The organism is Bradyrhizobium sp. AZCC 2289, assembly GCF_036924615.1.
Classification (GTDB): Bacteria; Pseudomonadota; Alphaproteobacteria; order Rhizobiales; family Xanthobacteraceae; genus Bradyrhizobium.
On the sequence record NZ_JAZHRY010000001.1, the window covers coordinates 5,817,050 to 5,836,550 of the forward strand.

Below are 19,501 nucleotides of genomic sequence, written 5' to 3' on the forward strand. Positions count from 1 at the left end.
AAAATGACCCATCGATAAGCGCCACCGGCTTTATTCCCGGCACGCGGTTGCCAAACTCGCGACTTGCTACAGGTGTCTTCAGTCGGGAGCTTTCGGCTCTGCAGAACTCGGGCGCCGCGGCAAAGACAATATTGACAATTGCAGATGCAATTTTCCCGAAGAGCAGAAGCCCATGTGCGACTCCTTGCGCTCTCTTGCGCACGCCCCGGACTGTCAGGCTTACCTTGATGATTTAAGCATCGAGTTGTCCGTTGCCGTGACCGCGGAAATAGTTGGGCTGTCTGACAGCCGTAGGCGAGGCCTGGCAAAACGGTTGAATAGTTTCTTGGCCGACAAGGAGCAGTGGAACGTCGGCAAAGTGGCGACCTTCGTAAGGCTTGTCTTTGGCTCTTATCGTATACTGCGATTCTTTCTATGCGACGTGATGCCAGCGATAAGATCGCGCCGGGTCGCGAGGCGCGAAGACATCATTTCGCATTTGATCGCCCAAGGCTGCAGCAACCGCGAGATCCTAACCGAGTGCATCACCTACGGGGCGGCAGGCGTCGCAACCACCCGCGAACTGATTGGTGTGGCTGCTTGGCATCTCTTTGACCGCATGGATCTGCGGATGCGGTTTCTGAGCGGTGACGAGATCGACCGGATAACAATCCTGGAGGAGATACTCAGACTTGAACCTGTCGTTGGCCTGCTCTATCGCCGCGCCGAACAAAACCTGATTCTTGATAACGACGGACGACCGGAACATATATCGGCCGGGACGCTGCTAGCGATTGATATTCGCGCTGTCAACGCCGACCGGGCGGCAGCGGGACTCTGTCCTCACAGGCTCGATCCGAACCGACGGATTTTGGGTCGCAGGTTTCCGCGAAGTTTGATGAGTTTTGGTGATGGTCCGCATCGCTGTCCCGGTGCAGCAGTCGCATTGCTTGAGAGCGTAATTTTCCTTAACCACCTTTTTCGGGTTCCCGGGATTCACCTCGCGCAAACGCCTACGATAACGTCGAATCCGCTGGTCGGAAGCTACGAACTTCGGGGTGCTATTGTCGAATGCAACCAACGCCTTCAATAGCCGGAGAAACGAACGAACAAGCGTCGTCTCATTCACGCAAGACTAGAGCGCATAGCATCACCGGCCTCGCTGACATCCGGCATTTCAGTAGCCGAGTCTTCTTGATGAAACGCCTTCATAAGGCTGCTGACATAAAAGCATTATCATAGTCATGCCGGCCGCTTTAATGGTTCGTCCACTATCAACCATCGGACGGTCCTTCCCTCTGTTTCGTTCCATGGAGAGGTTTGACCTTAGAGGAAGCAACATGAACAAGCCGGCAGACTTCATAGCCTTCAACAGCAACTTATTTGAGCGGATGAGAGACATGCACCGGTCGTGGCTTGAAACGCTGCGGAAGATACGTCAGATCGAAGCAGAATTTGGAACCAGGCTTCTGACCGCGAAGAGTCCGTCCGAAGCGACAGCCATCTGCAGCGAGTGGATGACAAAACGTCTGGAAACCGTTGCGTGCGAGCAGCAAGCATTCGCAGTCGCCTGGCTCGGCTTGATCTCGGATGCGACCAAGGCGACCCCTGCAATGACCGCTGGTGCCCCTGGACAAGATCAGACAATTGCATGTTGATCAACCGTTGCGGGGAAACTCCTTGGGCGACGGAACCAAAGCCGAGGCCGCAATGGCATCGATCACCCCGCCCGCTCGGCAAACACGTAGTCTCCGGGGCGTACGATCCCGGGAAACACGACCGATCGTTTGACGCAATCAGCGATCAACTTTCGGACAAGCGGTTATCGTCACCGCCGTTAACGACCTGATCACCTGGCCGCGCACCGGGTCGATGATGTGGCTGCAGTTTGGCTTGGCCTGCTGCGCAATCGAACTGATTCAAGTGTCCATCCCGCGCTCGCGACTGAGGGGTGAGCATCGCATTCACTGTAACCCAGTCCTGAATGCTCGTGCTGAAGAATAGGAGCACGTAAAATCACTACTGATGACCCGGAAATGTTCCGCCGATCCGATCAGGCCGTTCCTTCGGATGGAGATCTCTCTCATGAACGATATCGATGATGATCGTGACTAATTGGCATTCGCACAACTCGATCTCGCGCGTTATCACAGCATGCCTGCTCTGGAGTGGCCGATGTGCGGTGGTAGTTCGAGACGGTCCTACAAGATCAACACCTGCTTCGACGCGTTGGTGCACTGTTCGGAGTGCCACGCAGCGCGCGCGATGGAGATCAAAGCGATCCAACCGGGGCACGTCGCGGGCGACACTTTTAAACCGATGCCTCCAGCCATGATTCGGCTGCGGCCCGTGGATGCCCAGACCATGGACCCACTCGGCTAGTCTTTCCGCAACATTAACGCGTCCAATTGCTCTGATTACTCTTCACATGCTGCATTATGAACTGCATCAAGGTTCTCGTTGCGGGCGTCGTAAATCTGTTGGGAATAGTCAAAAGATAAGCAACGTTGCCCACTCCTTGCGGGTCGTACTCAGGCAGGACTTCGATGAGGCGTCCGTCACGAAGCAATCGCCATACTGCATATCGCGGCAATAGTGCGATCCCCAAACCGTCAACCACAGTGCTGACCAAAAATGTAAAATCGCCGGATTGCAGGCGAGGTGTAACGCGCACCGCGGTTACGATTTTATTGCGTATGAGCTTAAGGTCGAAACTGCGGCCCAGCGCCGCAGGACTGATCAGAGCGGAAGACTGCAAGTCCTTCCAATCTTCGACGGGACGGTCTTTTAAATAGGACGGCGTTGTACAAAGGCACCATTGGATATCACAGAGTCTGTGCGCGACGTAGTCATCGGGTGGCGTGGACGTGATCTTTAGCGCGACATCAACCTCTGCAGAAATAAGATCGGAGATATGGTCGTTCAACATTACGCGAAGGGATACTTCAGGATAGGCTCGTGCAAAGTCCAAGAGAACGGGCGCCAAATAAATATTTCCTAGCCCAGTCGGCAATCGAAGCCTTACGTCGCCTGCGATCCTGTTACCGAGATTGTCGATCGAAGCGCGTGCGCTGTCGAGTTGCTCCAGCATGCGCATACAATGTTGATAAAGTGTCCTTCCGGCTTCGGTCAGTTCCATCCGCCGCGTCGTGCGGCGAAGCAGTTGGGCCTTCATTGCGGTTTCAAGCACCTTAAGTCGATGGGAGATGTTCGATCTAGTCGTGAGGGACCGCTCCGCGGCTACGCTCAGATTTGGGGCTTCGACGATTGTAACGAAGAGTCGGAGCAAATTGAGATCGAATTTATTGTCAATCATGATTCACCAATAGAGGTATATGCAGATAGATTGTCAAGGCACCAATGCTTTCCTAGCTTCCTAAGAGAAGTGAAAACGCGGGTGAAAACGCGGGAGGTGTCAAATGGGAGCCAAATTCAGCCTGCCCTTTTCCGGGCTGCGCGTACTGGATGTGAGCCAGGGTATAGCCGGCCCCTATTGCGCCGAGATGCTTTGGCAGCAGGGCGCCGAAGTCATTAAGATCGATCCGCCCGAGGGCGATTGGGGGCGGAACATCGGTGTCGTTCGAGGCAGGCAGAGCGCAACGTCAGTAAGCTACAATGCGGGGAAGAAAGGAATTTGTCTCGACGCCCGCAAGGAAGCGGGACGACGTATCCTCCGCAAACTCGCAATCCAGACTGATGTTTTGATCCAGAATTTCCGCCCGGGCGTAGCGGAGCGATTGGGCATCGGCTTCGAGACTTTGGCTGCCCAGCGCCCGGGATTGGTTTACGTCTCGATCAGCGGATATGGTCAGGATGGTCCTTACGCCGATGCTCCCGCTTCGGACTCGGTGATCCAGGCCGATAGCGGCCTCATGTTTTCGAACCAGGATACAGATCGCAATCCTCGGCGCGTCGGGCTGTTGCTGGCGGACATATCGACAGGTTTGTATGCGGCGCAATTGACCGCAGCCGCTCTCTACGCTCGCCTCAAAAACGGGGTTGGATCCCACGTCAAGATCAGCTTGTTCGAGGCTTGCGCGGCATTGCAATCCAATGACATCGCGACTCATTCAATTGCGGGCGAGCGTCCGACGGGGGCGGTCAGCGCGCCCAATGGCGTCTTTGCAACCGTCGACGGCGCGCTGTCCGTGCTCGCTCTGAACAATGACCAGTTCGCGAGGCTCTGTCGCGCCCTGAGTTTACCGCAATGGCTTGAAGATGCGCGTTTCAAGACCAATGCCGACAGGTTGAAGAATCGCGACGTGCTTCATGCTGAACTAACCGGTCTTATGGCGAAAGCGACGACCGCCCTTTGGGCCGAACGTCTCAAAGCTGAGGATGTGCTTCACGCGGAGGTGCGCGACTACGCGTCGCTGATCACCCATCCGCAGGCCAAGCATCTAGGGCTCTTCAAAACCCTACATCAGCCGGGAGTCGGCGAAGTCCAGTTCGTCGGGATGCCGGGCGTCGCTAACCCGCGCGCAGCGATTGCAGCGCCGGATATCGGCCAGCATTCTGTCGAGATTTTGCAAGCCGCCGGTGTGCCGAAAAGCGAAGTTGACTCGCTTCTCGAGGCTGGAGTCGTTCGCCAGGCCGAGATCGTGTTGGAGAAAGTCTGATCATGCGCGCCCTTAGATGCAAAGCCTACGGCTCGGTTGAAGACGTCAGGGTCGAAGACTGCGTGGAGCCGGTCGCCCCGAATGCCACCGAGGTCACGATCCAAATCGATTACGCCAGCGTCAGCCACGCGACCGGCTTGATGATCAAGGGGCACTATCAAACCAAGCCGGCGCTTCCGTTCACGCCCGGTACGGAAGCGGTCGGCACCGTGACAGCCTGTGGATCCCGGGTGACCCGGTTGAAGGTCGGAGATGCCGTCGTCGCCGTCGCGGATTGGGGTTGCTTTGGCGAGCTCCTTACCCTGGATGAATGCACCGTCTATCCGCTGCCCAAGGGCCTTTTGTCGTTAGAAGCCCTGCCGGTGCCGATCTCCTACGGTACGGCCTATTGCGGCCTGCAATGGCGTTGCGGTCTTAAGCCCGGTGAAGACATCCTGGTACTCGGGGCCGGCGCCGGTGTCGGATTAGCTGCGGTCGAACTCGCATCCCTGATGGGAGCCAATGTGATCGCTTGTGCCAGCACCGCAACCAAGCGGGACGAAGCGATCGCGCGCGGTGCCCGACATGCTGTTGCGCCTGACGCCGAGTTGGCGGCTCAGGTTAAGAAACTCACCGGGGGGCGCGGCGTCGATATCGTCGTCGATCCCGTGGGCGGCGATCTTTCGGAAATGGCCATTCGCGCAACTGCCGCCAATGGCCGCTTGCTCAGTGTGGGAGTTGCCAGCGGCAAAATGCCACCGATCGCGCCGAATATCCTTCTCGTCAAGAATCTCACATGGCACGGTTTCTTTTTTGGCCGCTACATCGGCTGGACACCGCGCGATGAACGCCGTCAGCACGCCGCCGAGTTGCAGCAGGTGATGCGGACCTTGCTGACCTGGGCCAACGAAAAGCGCATCCGGCCAACCGTATCGGCCGTTTTCCCACTTGGCGAACTCAAACAGGCGCTTAGGACGCTTGAAACGCGGCAAGTGGTCGGCAAGGTCGCGCTTTCGATGTCTGACAAGGTTGCCCCATGAAATCGCATGCATCCGCCGGGTCTTCAGCACCGGGACCGAAATCATGACCGTGCGAACGAGCCCGTTGTTCGGTGTGCGCGTAGTGGATCTCAGTCGGGTATTGGCCGGACCATGGTGCACGCAAATTCTGGCCGATCTCGGCGCCGACGTCATCAAGGTCGAACGTCCCCGTGTCGGCGACGATACCCGCGGCTGGGGGCCGCCGTATCTGAAGAGCGTTGACAACAGCGATACCAGCGAAGCCGCATACTATTTAAGTTGCAATCGAAACAAGCGGTCCATCGAGATTGACCTTTCGACGCAGGAAGGCGCGGATGTCGTCCGCAAGCTCGTCTTGATCAGCGACGTGCTCGTCGAGAACTACAAGGTAGGAGGGCTGAAGAAATATGGCCTCGACTACGAGTCTCTGAAGAAGATCAACCCCAGGCTGATCTATTGCTCTGTCACGGGTTTTGGTCAGTTTGGTCCTTATAGCCAAAGACCCGGCTACGACTTTGCTATCCAGGGCATGGGCGGCCTGATGAGCATTACGGGCGAACGCGATGATCTGCCGGGCGGGGGGCCACAAAAGGCCGGCATCGCGGTGACCGATATCGTCGCGGGTATGTATGCGTCCGTGGCCGTGTTGGGCGCTCTCGTCGAACGCCACCGCAGTGGTCTCGGTCAGCACCTTGATATCGCACTCTTGGACTCGCATGTTGCAATGCTATCCAACCAGAATTCGAACTTTTTTACTTCCGGAAAAGCGCCGCGCCGCGCTGGCAACGCTCATCAGAACGTTGTGCCATACCAAACATTTGCCGCTTCGGATGGACATTTGATTGTGGCCGTGGGCAACGATAGCCAATTTCGGGCTTACGCGACCGTTCTCGGAGTGCCCGAACTCGGTGCTGACCCTCGCTATGCCACAAATAGTGCACGGATCGGCAACCGCGTCGAACTCATCGAGCGCTTGACCTTGATTATGAAGACCAGATCACGCGATGAATGGCTGAGGGATCTTGAGGCGGCCGGTGTACCTTGTGGTCCGATCAACGACATCTCGCAAGTTTTTGAAGATCCACAAGTCAAGGTACGGGGGCTACGCCGCGACATCGCCCATCCGCTGGGCGTGATGGCGCCGACCACCGCCAGCCCTCTACGGCTTTCAGAAACCCCTGTTCGTTACAGGATGGCTCCTCCTTTACTCGGGGAGCATACGTATGAAGTGCTCCGCGATCTGCTCCAAATGGATGACGTTGAAATCGAGCGAGTGAGAGCATCCGCCGACGCGCCAGCTAAATAGTGTCTCAGGAAAGTCACGGTACGAAGGCGGCATCGACGGGAGTAAATGCCATTTCGCTACAGATATTGCAGCTTTCATCACACGTTACGTGCTTCCGTTAAACAGAGGGATTTCGCGATGCGCATCTCGGCAGAGCCTTACGGAAAGCTAAAGATCGCGAAGGTTGATGGGCTCTCGATGGCTTATATCGACGAGGGCGCGGGAGACGCGATTGTTTTCCAGCACGGTAATCCCACGTCGTCGTACCTATGGCGCAACGTCATGCCTCATTGTGAGGGACTGGGGCGTCTTGTTGCCTGTGATCTGATTGGGATGGGAAAATCGGACAAGCTTCCGAACTCTGGACCGGAACGTTATCATTACCAAGAGCAGCGGGACTATCTGTTCGCGCTTTGGGATCAACTAGCGCTTGGGAACCGAATCATTCTCGTGCTGCATGATTGGGGTTCGGCCCTCGGCTTCGACTGGGCTCGCCAGCATCCGGACCGCGTGGCGGGCATCGTCTATATGGAGGCGATCGTCGCCCCATTTAGCTGGTCTAAATGGCCTGAGGCGCGCCGCAATGCGTTCCGCATGTACCGCAGCGAAGAAGGTGAGAGGGTTGTTCTGCAGGACAACATGTTCATTGAATGGAATTTACCGCACTCGATCAAGCGTCGATTGACTGAACAGGAAATGAACGCCTATCGGGAACCCTTCGCTGTCCCTGGTGAGGGGCGCCGCCCGACGCTTTCATGGCCGCGCAACATTCCGATCGACGGCGACCCGCCGCATGTGACCAGGATTGTTGAAGACTACGGTCAATGGCTAGCTCAAAGCGAAATTCCAAAGCTTTTTATCAATGTGGAGCCTGGTGTCATTTTGACTGAGGAACGTCGCGATTTTTGCCGGACCTGGCCCAACCAGACGGAGGTCGCCGTCGACGGGCTACACTTTGTTCAGGAAGATAGTCCCCATGCCATCGGCCACGCCATTGCAGAGTTCGCGCGCTCACTGCGGGTAGCATGACGAACGTGTTGTCGAACAGATTTCAGCCTCGAAGGAATCGCGACGATGATCGGCCGCACTTTCGCGATTCAAGGCCTGACTGAGGGAGGCGAGACATAGTGCCAAAGGACATGACGTCACTGGGCAGCTTCGACTATATCATCGTGGGCGCTGGATCGGCTGGCTGCGTACTGGCAAACCGCCTCAGTGTGGATCAACAAGCATCTCGATCTTCAGGTCGACATACCATTCGCCGGCTCGAAGCAATCAGGAGTGGGTGCGGAATTCGGCCAGGAAGGCTTGGAGCAATTCACGCAGCCCAAAGTGATCAATATGGCGAAGTAGCAAGCTGGTTCGAGCCTATGGCTCGAACCACTCCATTCCCTGAAAATGTGGCAACTAGTGAGAAATTTGATGCGCGATGTATTTATTTGTGACGCCTTGAGGACCCCGATCGGCCGCTTCGGCGGGGCGCTGGCCAAGGCGCGCACCGACGATCTGGCCGCGGCCCCGATCAAGGCCCTGATGGCCCGGCATCCTAACCTCGACTGGTCCCAGGTCGACGAGGTCTATTTCGGCTGCGCCAACCAGGCCGGCGAGGACAACCGCAACGTGGCGCGCATGGCGCTGCTGCTGGCGGGCATGCCGGAATCGGTTCCCGGCCTGACCCTCAACCGGCTCTGCGCCTCCGGCCTTGATGCGGTCGGCGCCGCCGGCCGCGCGATCCGCGCGGGCGAAATCGATCTTGCGATTGCCGGCGGCGTCGAATCGATGACGCGGGCGCCGTTCGTGATGGGCAAGGCGCCGGAAGCGTTTTCGCGTTCGACCGATATTGTCGACACCACCATCGGCTGGCGCTTCATCAATCCGCTGCTGAAGGCGCAATATGGCGTCGATTCGATGCCCGAGACCGGCGAGAACGTCGCCGAGGAATTCCAGGTGTCGCGCGCCGATCAGGATGCGTTCGCAATCCGCTCGCAGCAGCGCGCCGGTAAGGCGATTGCGTCGGGCTATTGTGCCGAAGAAATCACGCCGATCACGATTCCCGGTGGCAAGGCCGGGCCTGTTACGGTCGACAAGGACGAGCATCCGCGTCCCGAAACCACGCTGGAAGGCCTGACAAAACTCAAGCCGATCGTGCGCAATCCCGGCACGGTCACGGCCGGCAACGCCTCCGGCGTCAATGACGGCGCGGCTGCAATGATCCTCGCTTCCGAAGCCGCGGTGAAGAAGTGCGGGCTGACGCCGCGGGCGCGCATTCTCGGCCTGGCCTCGGCGGCGGTGCCGCCGCGCATCATGGGCATCGGTCCGGTGCCGGCGACCCGCAAGCTGATGGAGCGGCTGAGCCTGAAGATCAGCGATTTCGACCTGATCGAGCTCAACGAAGCCTTCGCCTCGCAGGGCATCGCGTGCCTGCGCCAATTGGGCGTCCAGGACGACGCCGATTTCGTCAACCCGCATGGCGGCGCGATCGCGCTCGGCCATCCGCTGGGCATGAGCGGCGCGCGGCTGGTGATGACGGCGGTGCACGGCATGGAGAAGCGCGGCGGCAAGCTCGCGCTCGCCACCATGTGCGTCGGCGTCGGCCAGGGCGTCGCCATGGCGATCGAGAAGCTGAACTGAAGTTAGTCCTCATTCTTAGGAGCGCGGCGAAGCCACCTTTGCAATGCCACAAAGACGCCCCCGGCCGCTGCCGCTAAATCGGCTGATCAGAGCCCGGGTTAGCATGATGGTCTCCTGCGCGGATCAGGCGAAGCGGCGCCGGTAACCAGCCGCGAAGCCAGCATTCGCGGCAGAATTATATCGTGGACGTAAAGAATGCCACGGCCTTGATATCTATTAGGCGAAGCGAATGAGCAAGTCGAAGCGGCCGTACGCCTACAATGAAGTGTGGCCGCCAAAACGACGAAAGATCGTAGGCGTCTGAGATCCACAGCGTGACGTGGCCCACGAAAATTATCAAAAATGAGAAAATATTGGGAAAGAACATGAGTGCAAATTTGCAAATGGGGGTTGCGGAGAAAACGCTCCCGCCTTCCCTCGAAGCAGCCATCTCAAGCACTTCGGGATCCGATATAGCCGACAACCTATCCTGGAAAGTCGCTCGTCGAATCGTGCCTATCGCCGTGGTCGGCTACATCGTCGCGCAGATCGACCGCGGCAACGTGGCCTTCGCCAAACTTCAATTCATGAGCGACCTGGCTTTCAACGAGGCAATCTTTGGCCTCGGGGCCGGCCTTTTCTTCGTCGGCTATTTCCTATTCGAAGTGCCGAGCAACCTGTTGCTGGCCCGCATCGGAGCGCGGCTCACATTTTCCCGTATCATGATCCTCTGGGGGGCGATCTCGGTCGGAATGGTGTTCGTGACCACGCCAACCCAGTTCTACGTGATGCGTTTTCTGCTAGGGGCGGCAGAGGCCGGCTTCTTTCCCGGCGTGATCCTCTACTTCAGCTTCTGGCTTCCGGGAGAAATCCGGGGCAGGGCAACATCGTTCTTCGCTATGGGGGCTTCCATCGCGGGCGTTATAGGCAGTCCGTTATCGGGATGGCTGTTGTCCTTGAACGGCATGCTCGGTCTGCGCGGCTGGCAGATCATCTTTGTGTTCGAAGGAATGCCGGCGGTTCTGCTCGGCATCTTCTGTTTCTTTTACATCGACGATAAACCGGAGAGCGCAAAATGGCTGACACCGGCGGAGAAGGATATGCTCAAGATGAGATTGCAGTCCGAGCAGCCGTCTGCCACAGCCCGTCAGAGCAATTCGTTTGCCGACGCGCTGCGGGATCCAGCAGTCTATCTACTGGCGTTGGCCTATCTATCAATACTGGCCGGCACTCAGGCTGTTTCGCTTTGGACGCCGACGCTGCTCAAGTATTACGGCCTAGCCTCGACAACGATCGGCTTCCTGGCCGCAGTGCCGCCCCTGGTCGCGATCGTTAGCGTCTTCTTCGTCGCGCGTAGTTCCGACCGGCGGCGAGAGCGTCGATGGCATTTCGTGGCGTCGATGGTCGCCGCGGCTGCCGGCCTTGCCTTGATAGGTGCGGTCCCAACCGGGGTGGGCCCGACCATGGCTTTGCTCTCGGTCGCCTCGGCCGGCGCTTGGGCGGCGGTCGCTGTGTTCTGGACCATCCCGCCGGCCTATCTCTCATCAACGTCAAAAGCGTTCGGCATTGGCTTCATCAGCAGCGCCGGAGCGATCGGCGGCTTTGTGAGCCCGGTCATCATCGGCTGGGCAAGCGAGCTGACCGGAAGCCTGTTCGGTGGTCTGGCCGTCATCGGAGCAATGTTGGCGATATCGGCGCTCTGTCTGATCGCGGGCCTGCGACGTATGTCGACCACATCGGCTGCGCGATAGGGGCTAGTTCGCATCAAGATGTTCGATTCCATCGTTGACGGGGAAATGCTTTGCGCATCGCATCCGTAGCGACAATAGCCGAATACAGGACTGGTGCGTTATCGAGAATGGCGATGCGGGCGATCGAGGCAGAGACTTTCTTGGGCTACAAAGAACTGACGGAAACCGAATTGCCTAGGGTCGCAAGCGGCGAAGCAGGGGCGCCGGCAAGGTGAGGGCGGCGATTGCGCGGTTCATGGTCGCGATTCCCGTGTCGGGATTCCTGGGCTCCCAGTTTTCCGCGTGGCTGCTGTCGTTCGACGGCTTGTTCGGATACCAAGGCTGGCAATGGCTGTTCGTCGCCGAGGGTCTTCCCATTGTCCTCCTTGGGATCGCTTGCCTCTTCATTTTGACGGATCGTCCGGAGCAGGCCTCCTGGCTGACACTTGAGCAAAGGGCATGGCTCACAACGAGGCTTCAAGGCGAACGGGAAGCAGCTCGCCGCATGGGGGACGCCTCACCGTGGCAGTTGGCCGTAAACGGCTATTTCTGGGGGGCTAGCGTTGGCGTGCTCCGCGGCTCTCGCTGCCGGTAGCGTACTTTGGGCTTGGCAACCGCAGCTGATCAAGGCGCGTGGGTTCGACGACGTTCAAACGGATTTGCTGAATTCCATCCCTTATGGTGTGGCGTCCGTTCTGATGATCGTCTGGGGACGCAGTGAACGAAGATGGCATGCAGCAGAGCCCTTGTTGTTGATCGCGATTGGCTTCGGTGGTGCGGGTTTATCCGGCGACTTAATTACAATGCGTTTCTTGCTGACCTGCGTTCTCGTCGGCGCCTACTCGTTCAAGGCTCCGTTCTGGGCGCTTTCAATGGAGTTTCTCTCTCCCGGCTCCGCCGCGGTCGGCTTGGCGGCCATCAATGCAATCGGATCGCTCGTCGGCGGATTGATGGTTAACGTATATGGAGTAATCTTCGAACGAGCCGGAAGCACGAATCTCGCGATGTCTCCCACCGCGTTGACGGGCATCGTAAGTGCCCTCCTAATCCTCATAGTGGCCCGGCGTCGCACTCGGTTCGACAACCCTGTGCTGCCCAATGTGTCGCGGAGTGCGAAAGGGCTCTATCCAGTCGACAGTCATTAGGCCATGGCCGGCCGGGACGCCTAGCGAGTCGCAAATGGTGGCATCTGCGACCTTTTGAATTGTGCTGAGCCGCCTTAGCGTTGCTAACCCGCCGTCGCAGGACGAACGAGCACGTCAATGAGCATTGGATCGCGGCCAGGGAAGGGTTGCAGTCGAAGAACCTCGATCGACCCACACGCGCGCGTCGCGGACGCTGGTTGCTCGGCAACCGCGCGTCGAATGTAGTTCAGAACGGTTTTCAGCCAAGGAGCTCCGATGTCGCATATCAGTATCACCATAGAGGGTAACTTGGCGAGGCTCGTCCTGAGCAATCCGCCGCAAAACCGGCTAGCACAGGAGTTCTTCGACGAATTGCGCGACGCCATATCGTTGATCGCCGGCAGCGGAGCGCGTGCCGCACTTCTGTCGGCCGATGGACCGGACTTCAGCTATGGAGGAGATATTGTTCCTTGGCCCACGCTGAGTCCGGAGCAACTACGCGCGGCCTTCGAAAAGCGTCTCGGTACCGTCAATCAATGGGAACGGCTTCCAGTCCTGACGGTCGCAGCTGTGCAGGGCCTTTGCTTCGGGGGCGGTTTCGAGCTCGCGATTCGATCAGACATAATATTCGCTGGCGCCAGCGCCCGCTTTGGGCACCCCGAGCAATCGCTCGGAATCGTGACGATGCTCGGTGGCATACAGCGAGTTGCCGAACGTGTCGGCAGAGCTTTCGCCATGGAGTGGGCCCTCACTTCGGAGCAAGTTCCGGCGCAGCAGATGCTGGAACGCGGCGTCATCAATCGGGTGGTCGCGGACGAATCGTTGCTTGAAGAGGCGGCCGCTTTCGCACGCAAGTTGGCGGATGGGCCGACGCGAGCCCATCTCGCTCACAAGTCCTTGCTGCGTATCTGGACTGCAGGAGGCTTGGCGGCGGCCGATGGCGCGTTGCTGGACCTAGCGCTGCCGCTGTTCGAAACCGAAGATGTCAAGTCAGCGCTGCCTGCCGCCGTCGAAGCGTTCAAAGCCGACCTGCCGCGCCCGACTTTCAAATTCAAGGGACGATAGCGCCGCACTTGGTCGGCACCGGCAGAAACCGATTGGGCACACGCCGAGAATCGGTGGCGAGCGAGTCACCCATCCATCGACATGGTGGCGCAAGCGACTGCGGTCGCCAATCACGAGCCTATGCGTCCAGCCTTCCTACCGCCTTTTGGGCAACCGCTGCGCAGGATGCGTCCGTCCAACTTGCCCGACGCCGTGGTTGGCCGAAATGGTTGCAATTATGACATTGGAAGCATGACGCACCGAAGTTAGCTTCCGCTAAGGTTGCGAAGTCCCTGCGAGTTGCGCCGCGACTCTCTTGGAGAAGCCCTTATTGTCGACGGATCGAAGGCGTTCAACCGATCGTCCCGCGAAGATTGGATCGCGATTGTACGTAAAAAGGGATGGACCCGAATTGCTGCCGCCTTTGTTGGTGACCACGACAGAATAATAAAGAGCCACACAGGAAAATAAAAGGGAGAGAGCCGTCATGGGTTCGGAAATCGCCGGCGTTCGATCCACGTCTTCGGCCTCGACCGCGTATGACCTCCTAAGCCGGGCGAGTGCGGCGAATCCGACTGGAACGGCGATCACCTATGTTGAAGACGCCGACACGCTTTCGACAACCAAGCTGACGCACGGAGAGTTCATCGCGCGCCTTCATCAGATCGCGCATCTCTTTCGCGAACTGGGCGTCGGGCGGCACGACGTCGTCAGTATTCTTTCGCCGAACGTGCCGGACGCGCTCGTTGCGTTTTTCGCGGCAGAGACTGTCGGGATCGTCAATCCAATCAATTTTCTGCTTCGTTCCGATGAAGTTGAGGCGATGATGCTCGCGGTCGGGTCCAAGGTGCTGGTGACAATCGGCCCCGAGGCCCCCGAGCTTTGGAGCAAAGCTGAACATATGCGGAAGCGCGTTCCATCGCTCGCACACATCGTTACGACCGGGGCCGCTTCGGGTGACGGGATCTCCCTTCGCATCGCACTAAGGGACCGTCAAACCGCAGCGCCGTCAACAGATTTACTGCCTGCGGCCGAAGACGTTGCAGCATACTTTCATACCGGCGGTACGACGGGTTCTCCAAAAGTCGCGCAGCACTTGCATCGGAACCAGGTTTTCTCGGCGGCTGCGCTGGCTGACTCCTGGCGGTTCGATAGCACTACGCGTGTGCTCAACGGTTTGCCGATCTTTCATGTCGCCGGTTCCTTGCTGCTCGGATTATCGCCACTCGGAAGGGGTGGGGAAGTGATCTTGCCGACTGCGACCGGTTTCCGAAATCCGGGCGTGGTCGCCAACTACTGGAGACTGGTTGAAAGCCTGAAGGTAACCATAGGCTGCGGCATTCCGACAACGCTTGTGTCGCTGCTCGATGTACCGGTTGGCAACGCCGACATTTCATCCTTGAAGTTCTTCGCAACCGGCGGGGCGTACCTGCCGGCCGCCATCGCGAAGTCCCTCAAAGAACGCTGTTCGATCGAGGTTCGCCAATTGTACGGCATGACCGAAACCGCCGGGCTGATCGCCGCTTGCCACCATTCCGGCGTTCCCGATCCCCATTCCATCGGCGAGGTGATTGGAGGGGCCGAAGTGGAAGTGCGGGAGCTTCTGGGCAATGGCGGCGTCGGCAAAGCCGTCGCGGCTGGCAAAGCCGGTGTGTTGGTGACTAGGGGGCCTCACGTATTTCCGGGCTATCTCTTTGCCGGCAGCAAGCAGAGACCTTTCACTGAAGATGGATGGCTTGTCACTGGCGATATCGGCTTTTGCGGGACCGACGGTCGGGTTGTCGTCACAGGCCGTGCGAAGGACGTCATCATTCGCAGCGGGCACAACATCGACCCCGCTGTTATCGAGGACGCAGCCGGAAAGTGCGCGGGAGTCGGTATTGCTGCTGCCGTCGGAATGCCGGATGCCTACGCGGGCGAAGTGCCTGTCGTCTACGTGACTGTTGTGAGCGGGTCGAGCACCTCGCCTGAGTCCCTGATGGTTCAACTCGCCGAGAACGTGCCCGAGCCGCCCGCTCGCCCGCGCCACGTCTACATCCTCGATGAAATGCCAATGACCGCCGTGGGCAAGATCGACAAGACGGCATTACGGCGCGATGCAACGCGTCGTGCAGCGCAGGCAGCGTTAGGATCCCTTTCCTCCCTCGACGGCGAGAAAGCAGATGTTGCGGTACGCGAAGGCGACGGCGGCCGGCTATTGGTTACTGTCAGCATATCTCGAATTCATCACGATCTGTCCGCGTCGACCCAAGCTATCTCCGAAACCCTCGGCCGCTACGGATTTGCGCATGAAGTGCTCGGCGCTTAGCCGGCGAGAGTCCAATAAACTTCAATCGTTCCGCTTCGCTATAAATCCCTTCTTTGGAGGAGTACCTAGGTGTTAATACTGTACCACTGTATGGGTTCGCGTTCGTTCCGCGCTCTGTGGACGTTGGAGGAGGCGCGTGTTCCGTATGAATTGATCGTCCTGCCATTCCCTCCGCGGGTGATGCACAAGGGCTATCACGCGATCAATCCGCTCGGAACGGTTCCGGCGCTTTTCGATGACGAAATTAGAATGACGGAGTCCTCAGCGATCTGCCAATATGTGGCGGCTCGCTACGCGCCGCAGACACTCGCCGTTGCGGTGGACGACCCGAGTTATGGAGCGTACCTGAATTTTATGCATATGGGTGAGGCAACCCTTACATTTCCACAGACCATCTTCTTCCGCTATAGCGTGTTGGAGCCTCCGGAAAAACGGAATCCCATCGTCGCTGACGATTACCGCCGTTGGTTTGCATCGAGGTTGAAGAATGCAGCGACTTTCTTTGAGGGCAAGCCTTACGTCTGCGGCGATCGCTTCACGGCCGCCGATATCTCATTGGGATACGCGCTCGGCTTCGCAACGCACCTTGGACTTGCAGGCCATTTTCCAGCAGCCATCGGGGACTACTGGAAGCGATTGAAGGCTCGCGAAGGGTTTATGCGGGCACGAGAAAGAGAGATTGAGATCTCGCTCCAACAGGGCCTCGAGGTGCTCGAGGTAAACTACTAGGTGGCATCAACAGGAAGTTCGTCGCTGAGCTGCGGACATCGTGCGTCTCGATGACGGCGCTCGCCGAACACTGGGATATGCTGCAGGTCAAAGCGTCCAGGGCCGAGTCGCGAAGCGGATTGCCTATGTTCGGCGAGAAATTCTCGGAATGACGGCGCGTCGCCTTGCACGTCGTAGTCCAGCGAAATCGTCGCAGGCGATCGGCATATTGTTGCCGACATTACCCCTTTCGTGGGATCGCGGAATTGGCGCGAGCGGCGAAGGAGTCCGGTCCCGATGATGCTGTCTAATTGAAACGATGGAGGACGCTATTCGGGGCTCGGCTGACTAGTCTGACTGTTAGTTCGGGTCTGGCAAGGCGTTCGCGCTGCGCAAAGACCCTCAGGTAACCCCATCCCGCACGACATGGCAGGTGGTCGTCCCGTGGGCGAGAAGCCTACCCTTCGCGTCGAGCAATCTGCCTTCGCCGATGGCCATCTGCCGACCGACATGTAGCGTCTTGCCCTCTCCGCGGACGACCCCCGTATCGGCAGACATCGGTCTTGTGAAGTTTATCTTGTATTCGAGCGTCATGGGGGAAAGGCCAGGCTCGAGCGAAGTTACGATGGCTGCTGCCATACAGCTATCAAGCAGGACGGCCGCGTAACCACCATGCACGAACCCCAAGGGATTGTAGTACTCTGCCGTCGGTGTCGCGGTTAGCACGATGAGCCCAGGCTCGGCAGCCTCAAAGTTGATATCGAAAAGCTTGAGTATCCCCGGGCGCGCAATGGAACCCTCTATGAGCGCTCTGAAGTACTTAAGACCAGAGAGAGCGGAAACGCCTTCGCTTGCGGTAGGATCCATGCCGTTAGCCCTTCAACTGGTTCGTGTTCGATCATCACCGTCTTCAGAGCTCCGCACCGGACGCGTTCTGCCTAGTGTTTCTTTCGCGGTTTGGGGGCATCGCTCGAACCCTCATCGAGAGATGCGAGTACATCTCGCTTGACGTTCTCCAGAATCTCGTTCGAAAGCGCCGGCGCAGCTTGCGCGACAGACCGTGATAGGACGAGCGCGCCCAGCATTTCGCAATGCAAGCTGATTGCCCGTTCGCGTAACGTCCGGCGCTCGCGTGCCGCAGCCAAAGATCCACTTTCGGCGATCAGTCCGGCCAGGATCGTTATCTGATCGTCCAATCCGCCTGCGAAATGCGACTGTGCTTCGGCGCCGAAGCGAGCGGCATCGCCGGCAAATCCGGTGACGGGGCAGCCGTGGTCGATGTCGTCGCGATGGCCCTGCGACAAATACCAGCTGATGTAGCGCCGAAGAGCGGTGGTTGACTCATCGACCGGCACCCTTGCGTTCCTGGCTAACTCGGCGTTCCCCTGAGCCATTGCCGAAGCAAGCACCTCGGCAACCAGAGCGGCCTTTGACTCGAAGTGGTTGTAGAAGCCACCTTGCGTAAAGCCGGCATGCTTCATCAGTTCGCTCAGCCCGACGGCCTCCACTCCGCGCTCTCTGAATAGCCGCGTCGCCGCGGCAACAATCGCGCGGCGGTTTTCCGAAGCCTGTTCTCTCGACACGCCCAAAGCTTGCTCCTCGATTCGTTTGCCGCCACAGGCATTGACGTAATGCTTCACGATTACGTTTACAATCAACAATTACGGTCAGATTCCGACAACAGGCTGAGATGCACAGAGGCACGAAGAGGGTGCGCTATCTGGCGCGAATTCAATGAATTGACTCAATGCGAGGGTGTTGAGTTTAACTGAAATAGTAAAATAGTACCTTTCAACGAAATTTTATTGACAAAGACAATTGCGATCGACATTGTGTTTTTCATCATTTGTGAACACTGCCGCTTCCGCGTTGGTACGCAGCGCCTTCAACCTGGAGATAGCCATGATTAAGCCCCCGACGATCTTGACGCGTCGCAGTGTATTTCGTGCCGGCACCGGGCTGGCTGTTGCTGCAATGGGAACGCCGTTGCTCACCCCCGCCTCGGCGCTGGCGGAAGGCGTCCGTCAAGCCGGCGCAGAGCCTCTAAACGGCGATGGCTTCTATCGCTTCAAGATCGGCGACTTCCAGGCGACCGTGATCTCGGATGGCTATGGGCAGATCCCGATCAGGCCGATCCTAGCTATGAACGCCTCTGAAGCTGAACTCGCTCCGGTGTTGAAGGCAAACTTCATGCAGCCGGTGATCCAAATCACCAACAACATCCTGGTGGTGGACACGGGACGGGAGCGTATCCTTGTTGATTCCGGCTTTGGAGAAAAACTGGGTCCGTCCTTCGGTAGCTTTCCCGGGCTCGAGGCGAACCTTGGCCGGGCCGGAATCGCGCCAGAGAGTATCGATCTGGTCGTGACGTCGCACGGTCATCTGGATCATATCGGTGGCTTGGTGACGAAATCGGGCGCTTTGGCATTTCCGAAGGCTCAGTTCGTTTTTGTCGACACGGAGTGGAACTACTGGACCGGCAGCCGTTACGAAAGTGAGGTCAACAGTTCGCCCATGCCCGATGGGTTCAAGAAGGGCACGATTGAGGCAGCTCGAGACCTGCCACAGATAGCCTCCCGATCCCGGTTCGTGAAGCAGGGCGGGGAAATCACAAGCGGCGTGCATTATATCGCTGCGCCGGGACATTCGCCGTCCCATGCCACAATCCTGTTCGCTTCGGGCAAGGAGCAACTCATGCATATGGGAGACATTGCCCATCACCCGGTGACGAGCTTGCAGCGTCCCAACTGGTCGCCCATCTTCGACTACGATCCCGCGCAGGCGATCAAGTCGCGCAAGTCCATTCTAAACCGCGTCGCGACCGATAGGGTCATGGCGATGGGCTATCACTTTCCGTTCCCAGGGATTGGACATGTCGTCCGACGCGAGGCGGCGTACCACTGGGAAGCTACCCCGTGGATCTGGTAGCGAGCGGAAGACATCTCGCCGGCGCGCGATGTCTTCCAGGCAGCAGTGCTTGAGAATCGCCGTCGGGGACGACTAGCAACACGTCGCTCTTTCGCTCGCGGATCGATCTGTTGGATACGCGGGCGACCGTCACCGTATCAGCGACCATCTCACGGGCTCCAAGGCTGT

18 protein-coding genes and 1 pseudogene are annotated in these 19,501 nt (G+C 58.4%); 16 read left to right on the forward strand and 3 right to left on the reverse strand.

What is annotated here, in order from left to right:
- Nucleotides 1-325 precede the first annotated feature (325 nt).
- From V1289_RS27590 to V1289_RS27600, 3 genes and pseudogenes are all read left to right on the forward strand, one after another.
- The gene (locus tag V1289_RS27590; protein WP_334400497.1) at nt 326-1,072 is read left to right on the forward strand and encodes a cytochrome P450; all 747 of its coding nucleotides are present in this window, start codon (nt 326-328) and stop codon (nt 1,070-1,072) included.
- A gap of 247 nt (nt 1,073-1,319) precedes the next feature.
- Entirely contained in the window at nt 1,320-1,637 is a 318-nt protein-coding gene (locus tag V1289_RS27595) for a phasin family protein (RefSeq protein ID WP_334400498.1), read from the forward strand.
- A 137-nt stretch (nt 1,638-1,774) separates the two neighbouring features.
- Nucleotides 1,775-1,917, forward strand: a pseudogene (locus tag V1289_RS27600) (NADH-quinone oxidoreductase subunit B); the annotation flags it as partial.
- 457 nt (nt 1,918-2,374) lie between these two features.
- On the opposite strand, the gene V1289_RS27605 reads toward V1289_RS27600, so the two are convergent.
- Complete coding sequence (locus V1289_RS27605) at nt 2,375-3,295, reverse strand: LysR family transcriptional regulator (protein WP_334400500.1); 921 nt, start codon at nt 3,293-3,295, stop codon at nt 2,375-2,377.
- Between the two features lie 103 nt (nt 3,296-3,398).
- Here V1289_RS27605 and V1289_RS27610 point away from each other — a divergent pair, with 103 nt between their 5' ends.
- The 12 genes from V1289_RS27610 (at nt 3,399) to V1289_RS27665 (ending at nt 16,426) form a co-directional block, all read left to right on the forward strand.
- Nucleotides 3,399-4,598, forward strand: a complete 1,200-nt coding sequence (locus V1289_RS27610) for a CaiB/BaiF CoA transferase family protein (protein WP_334400502.1) — start codon at nt 3,399-3,401, stop codon at nt 4,596-4,598.
- Nucleotides 4,599-4,600: 2 nt separating this feature from the next.
- The gene (locus V1289_RS27615) at nt 4,601-5,617 is read left to right on the forward strand and encodes an NADPH:quinone oxidoreductase family protein (RefSeq protein ID WP_334400504.1); all 1,017 of its coding nucleotides are present in this window, start codon (nt 4,601-4,603) and stop codon (nt 5,615-5,617) included.
- 43 nt (nt 5,618-5,660) lie between these two features.
- The gene (locus V1289_RS27620; protein ID WP_334400506.1) at nt 5,661-6,902 is read left to right on the forward strand and encodes a CaiB/BaiF CoA transferase family protein; all 1,242 of its coding nucleotides are present in this window, start codon (nt 5,661-5,663) and stop codon (nt 6,900-6,902) included.
- A 117-nt stretch (nt 6,903-7,019) separates the two neighbouring features.
- Entirely contained in the window at nt 7,020-7,910 is an 891-nt protein-coding gene (locus V1289_RS27625; RefSeq protein ID WP_334400508.1) for a haloalkane dehalogenase, read from the forward strand.
- Nucleotides 7,911-8,096: 186 nt separating this feature from the next.
- Nucleotides 8,097-8,234, forward strand: a complete 138-nt coding sequence (locus tag V1289_RS27630) for an aldehyde dehydrogenase family protein (RefSeq protein WP_442896082.1) — start codon at nt 8,097-8,099, stop codon at nt 8,232-8,234.
- 69 nt (nt 8,235-8,303) lie between these two features.
- The gene (gene pcaF, locus V1289_RS27635; protein ID WP_334400509.1) at nt 8,304-9,512 is read left to right on the forward strand and encodes a 3-oxoadipyl-CoA thiolase; all 1,209 of its coding nucleotides are present in this window, start codon (nt 8,304-8,306) and stop codon (nt 9,510-9,512) included.
- 491 nt (nt 9,513-10,003) lie between these two features.
- Nucleotides 10,004-11,242 carry an MFS transporter gene (locus tag V1289_RS27640; RefSeq protein ID WP_334400510.1) on the forward strand — a complete coding sequence of 413 codons (1,239 nt, stop codon included), beginning with the start codon at nt 10,004-10,006 and terminating at the stop codon, nt 11,240-11,242.
- Between the two features lie 235 nt (nt 11,243-11,477).
- On the forward strand, nt 11,478-11,816 hold the full coding sequence (locus V1289_RS27645) for a hypothetical protein (RefSeq protein WP_334400512.1): 339 nt from the start codon (nt 11,478-11,480) through the stop codon (nt 11,814-11,816).
- Nucleotides 11,817-11,919: 103 nt separating this feature from the next.
- Entirely contained in the window at nt 11,920-12,366 is a 447-nt protein-coding gene (locus V1289_RS27650; RefSeq protein WP_334400514.1) for a hypothetical protein, read from the forward strand.
- Between the two features lie 255 nt (nt 12,367-12,621).
- Nucleotides 12,622-13,410 carry an enoyl-CoA hydratase/isomerase family protein gene (locus tag V1289_RS27655; protein ID WP_334400516.1) on the forward strand — a complete coding sequence of 263 codons (789 nt, stop codon included), beginning with the start codon at nt 12,622-12,624 and terminating at the stop codon, nt 13,408-13,410.
- A 466-nt stretch (nt 13,411-13,876) separates the two neighbouring features.
- Entirely contained in the window at nt 13,877-15,697 is a 1,821-nt protein-coding gene (locus tag V1289_RS27660) for an AMP-binding protein (RefSeq protein ID WP_334400518.1), read from the forward strand.
- 69 nt (nt 15,698-15,766) lie between these two features.
- Nucleotides 15,767-16,426 (forward strand): glutathione S-transferase family protein, encoded by a 660-nt coding sequence (locus V1289_RS27665; protein WP_334400520.1) that lies wholly within the window; start codon nt 15,767-15,769, stop codon nt 16,424-16,426.
- A 381-nt stretch (nt 16,427-16,807) separates the two neighbouring features.
- Here the strand turns inward: V1289_RS27665 and V1289_RS27670 are convergent, their stop codons facing one another.
- Both V1289_RS27670 and V1289_RS27675 read right to left on the reverse strand, forming a co-directional pair.
- Nucleotides 16,808-17,272, reverse strand: a complete 465-nt coding sequence (locus V1289_RS27670) for a PaaI family thioesterase (RefSeq protein WP_334400522.1) — start codon at nt 17,270-17,272, stop codon at nt 16,808-16,810.
- Nucleotides 17,273-17,343: 71 nt separating this feature from the next.
- Nucleotides 17,344-18,045, reverse strand: coding sequence for a TetR/AcrR family transcriptional regulator (locus tag V1289_RS27675; protein WP_334407714.1), 702 nt, complete (start codon nt 18,043-18,045; stop codon nt 17,344-17,346).
- A 262-nt stretch (nt 18,046-18,307) separates the two neighbouring features.
- Here V1289_RS27675 and V1289_RS27680 point away from each other — a divergent pair, with 262 nt between their 5' ends.
- On the forward strand, nt 18,308-19,333 hold the full coding sequence (locus V1289_RS27680) for an MBL fold metallo-hydrolase (protein ID WP_334400524.1): 1,026 nt from the start codon (nt 18,308-18,310) through the stop codon (nt 19,331-19,333).
- Nucleotides 19,334-19,501: the final 168 nt, after the last annotated feature.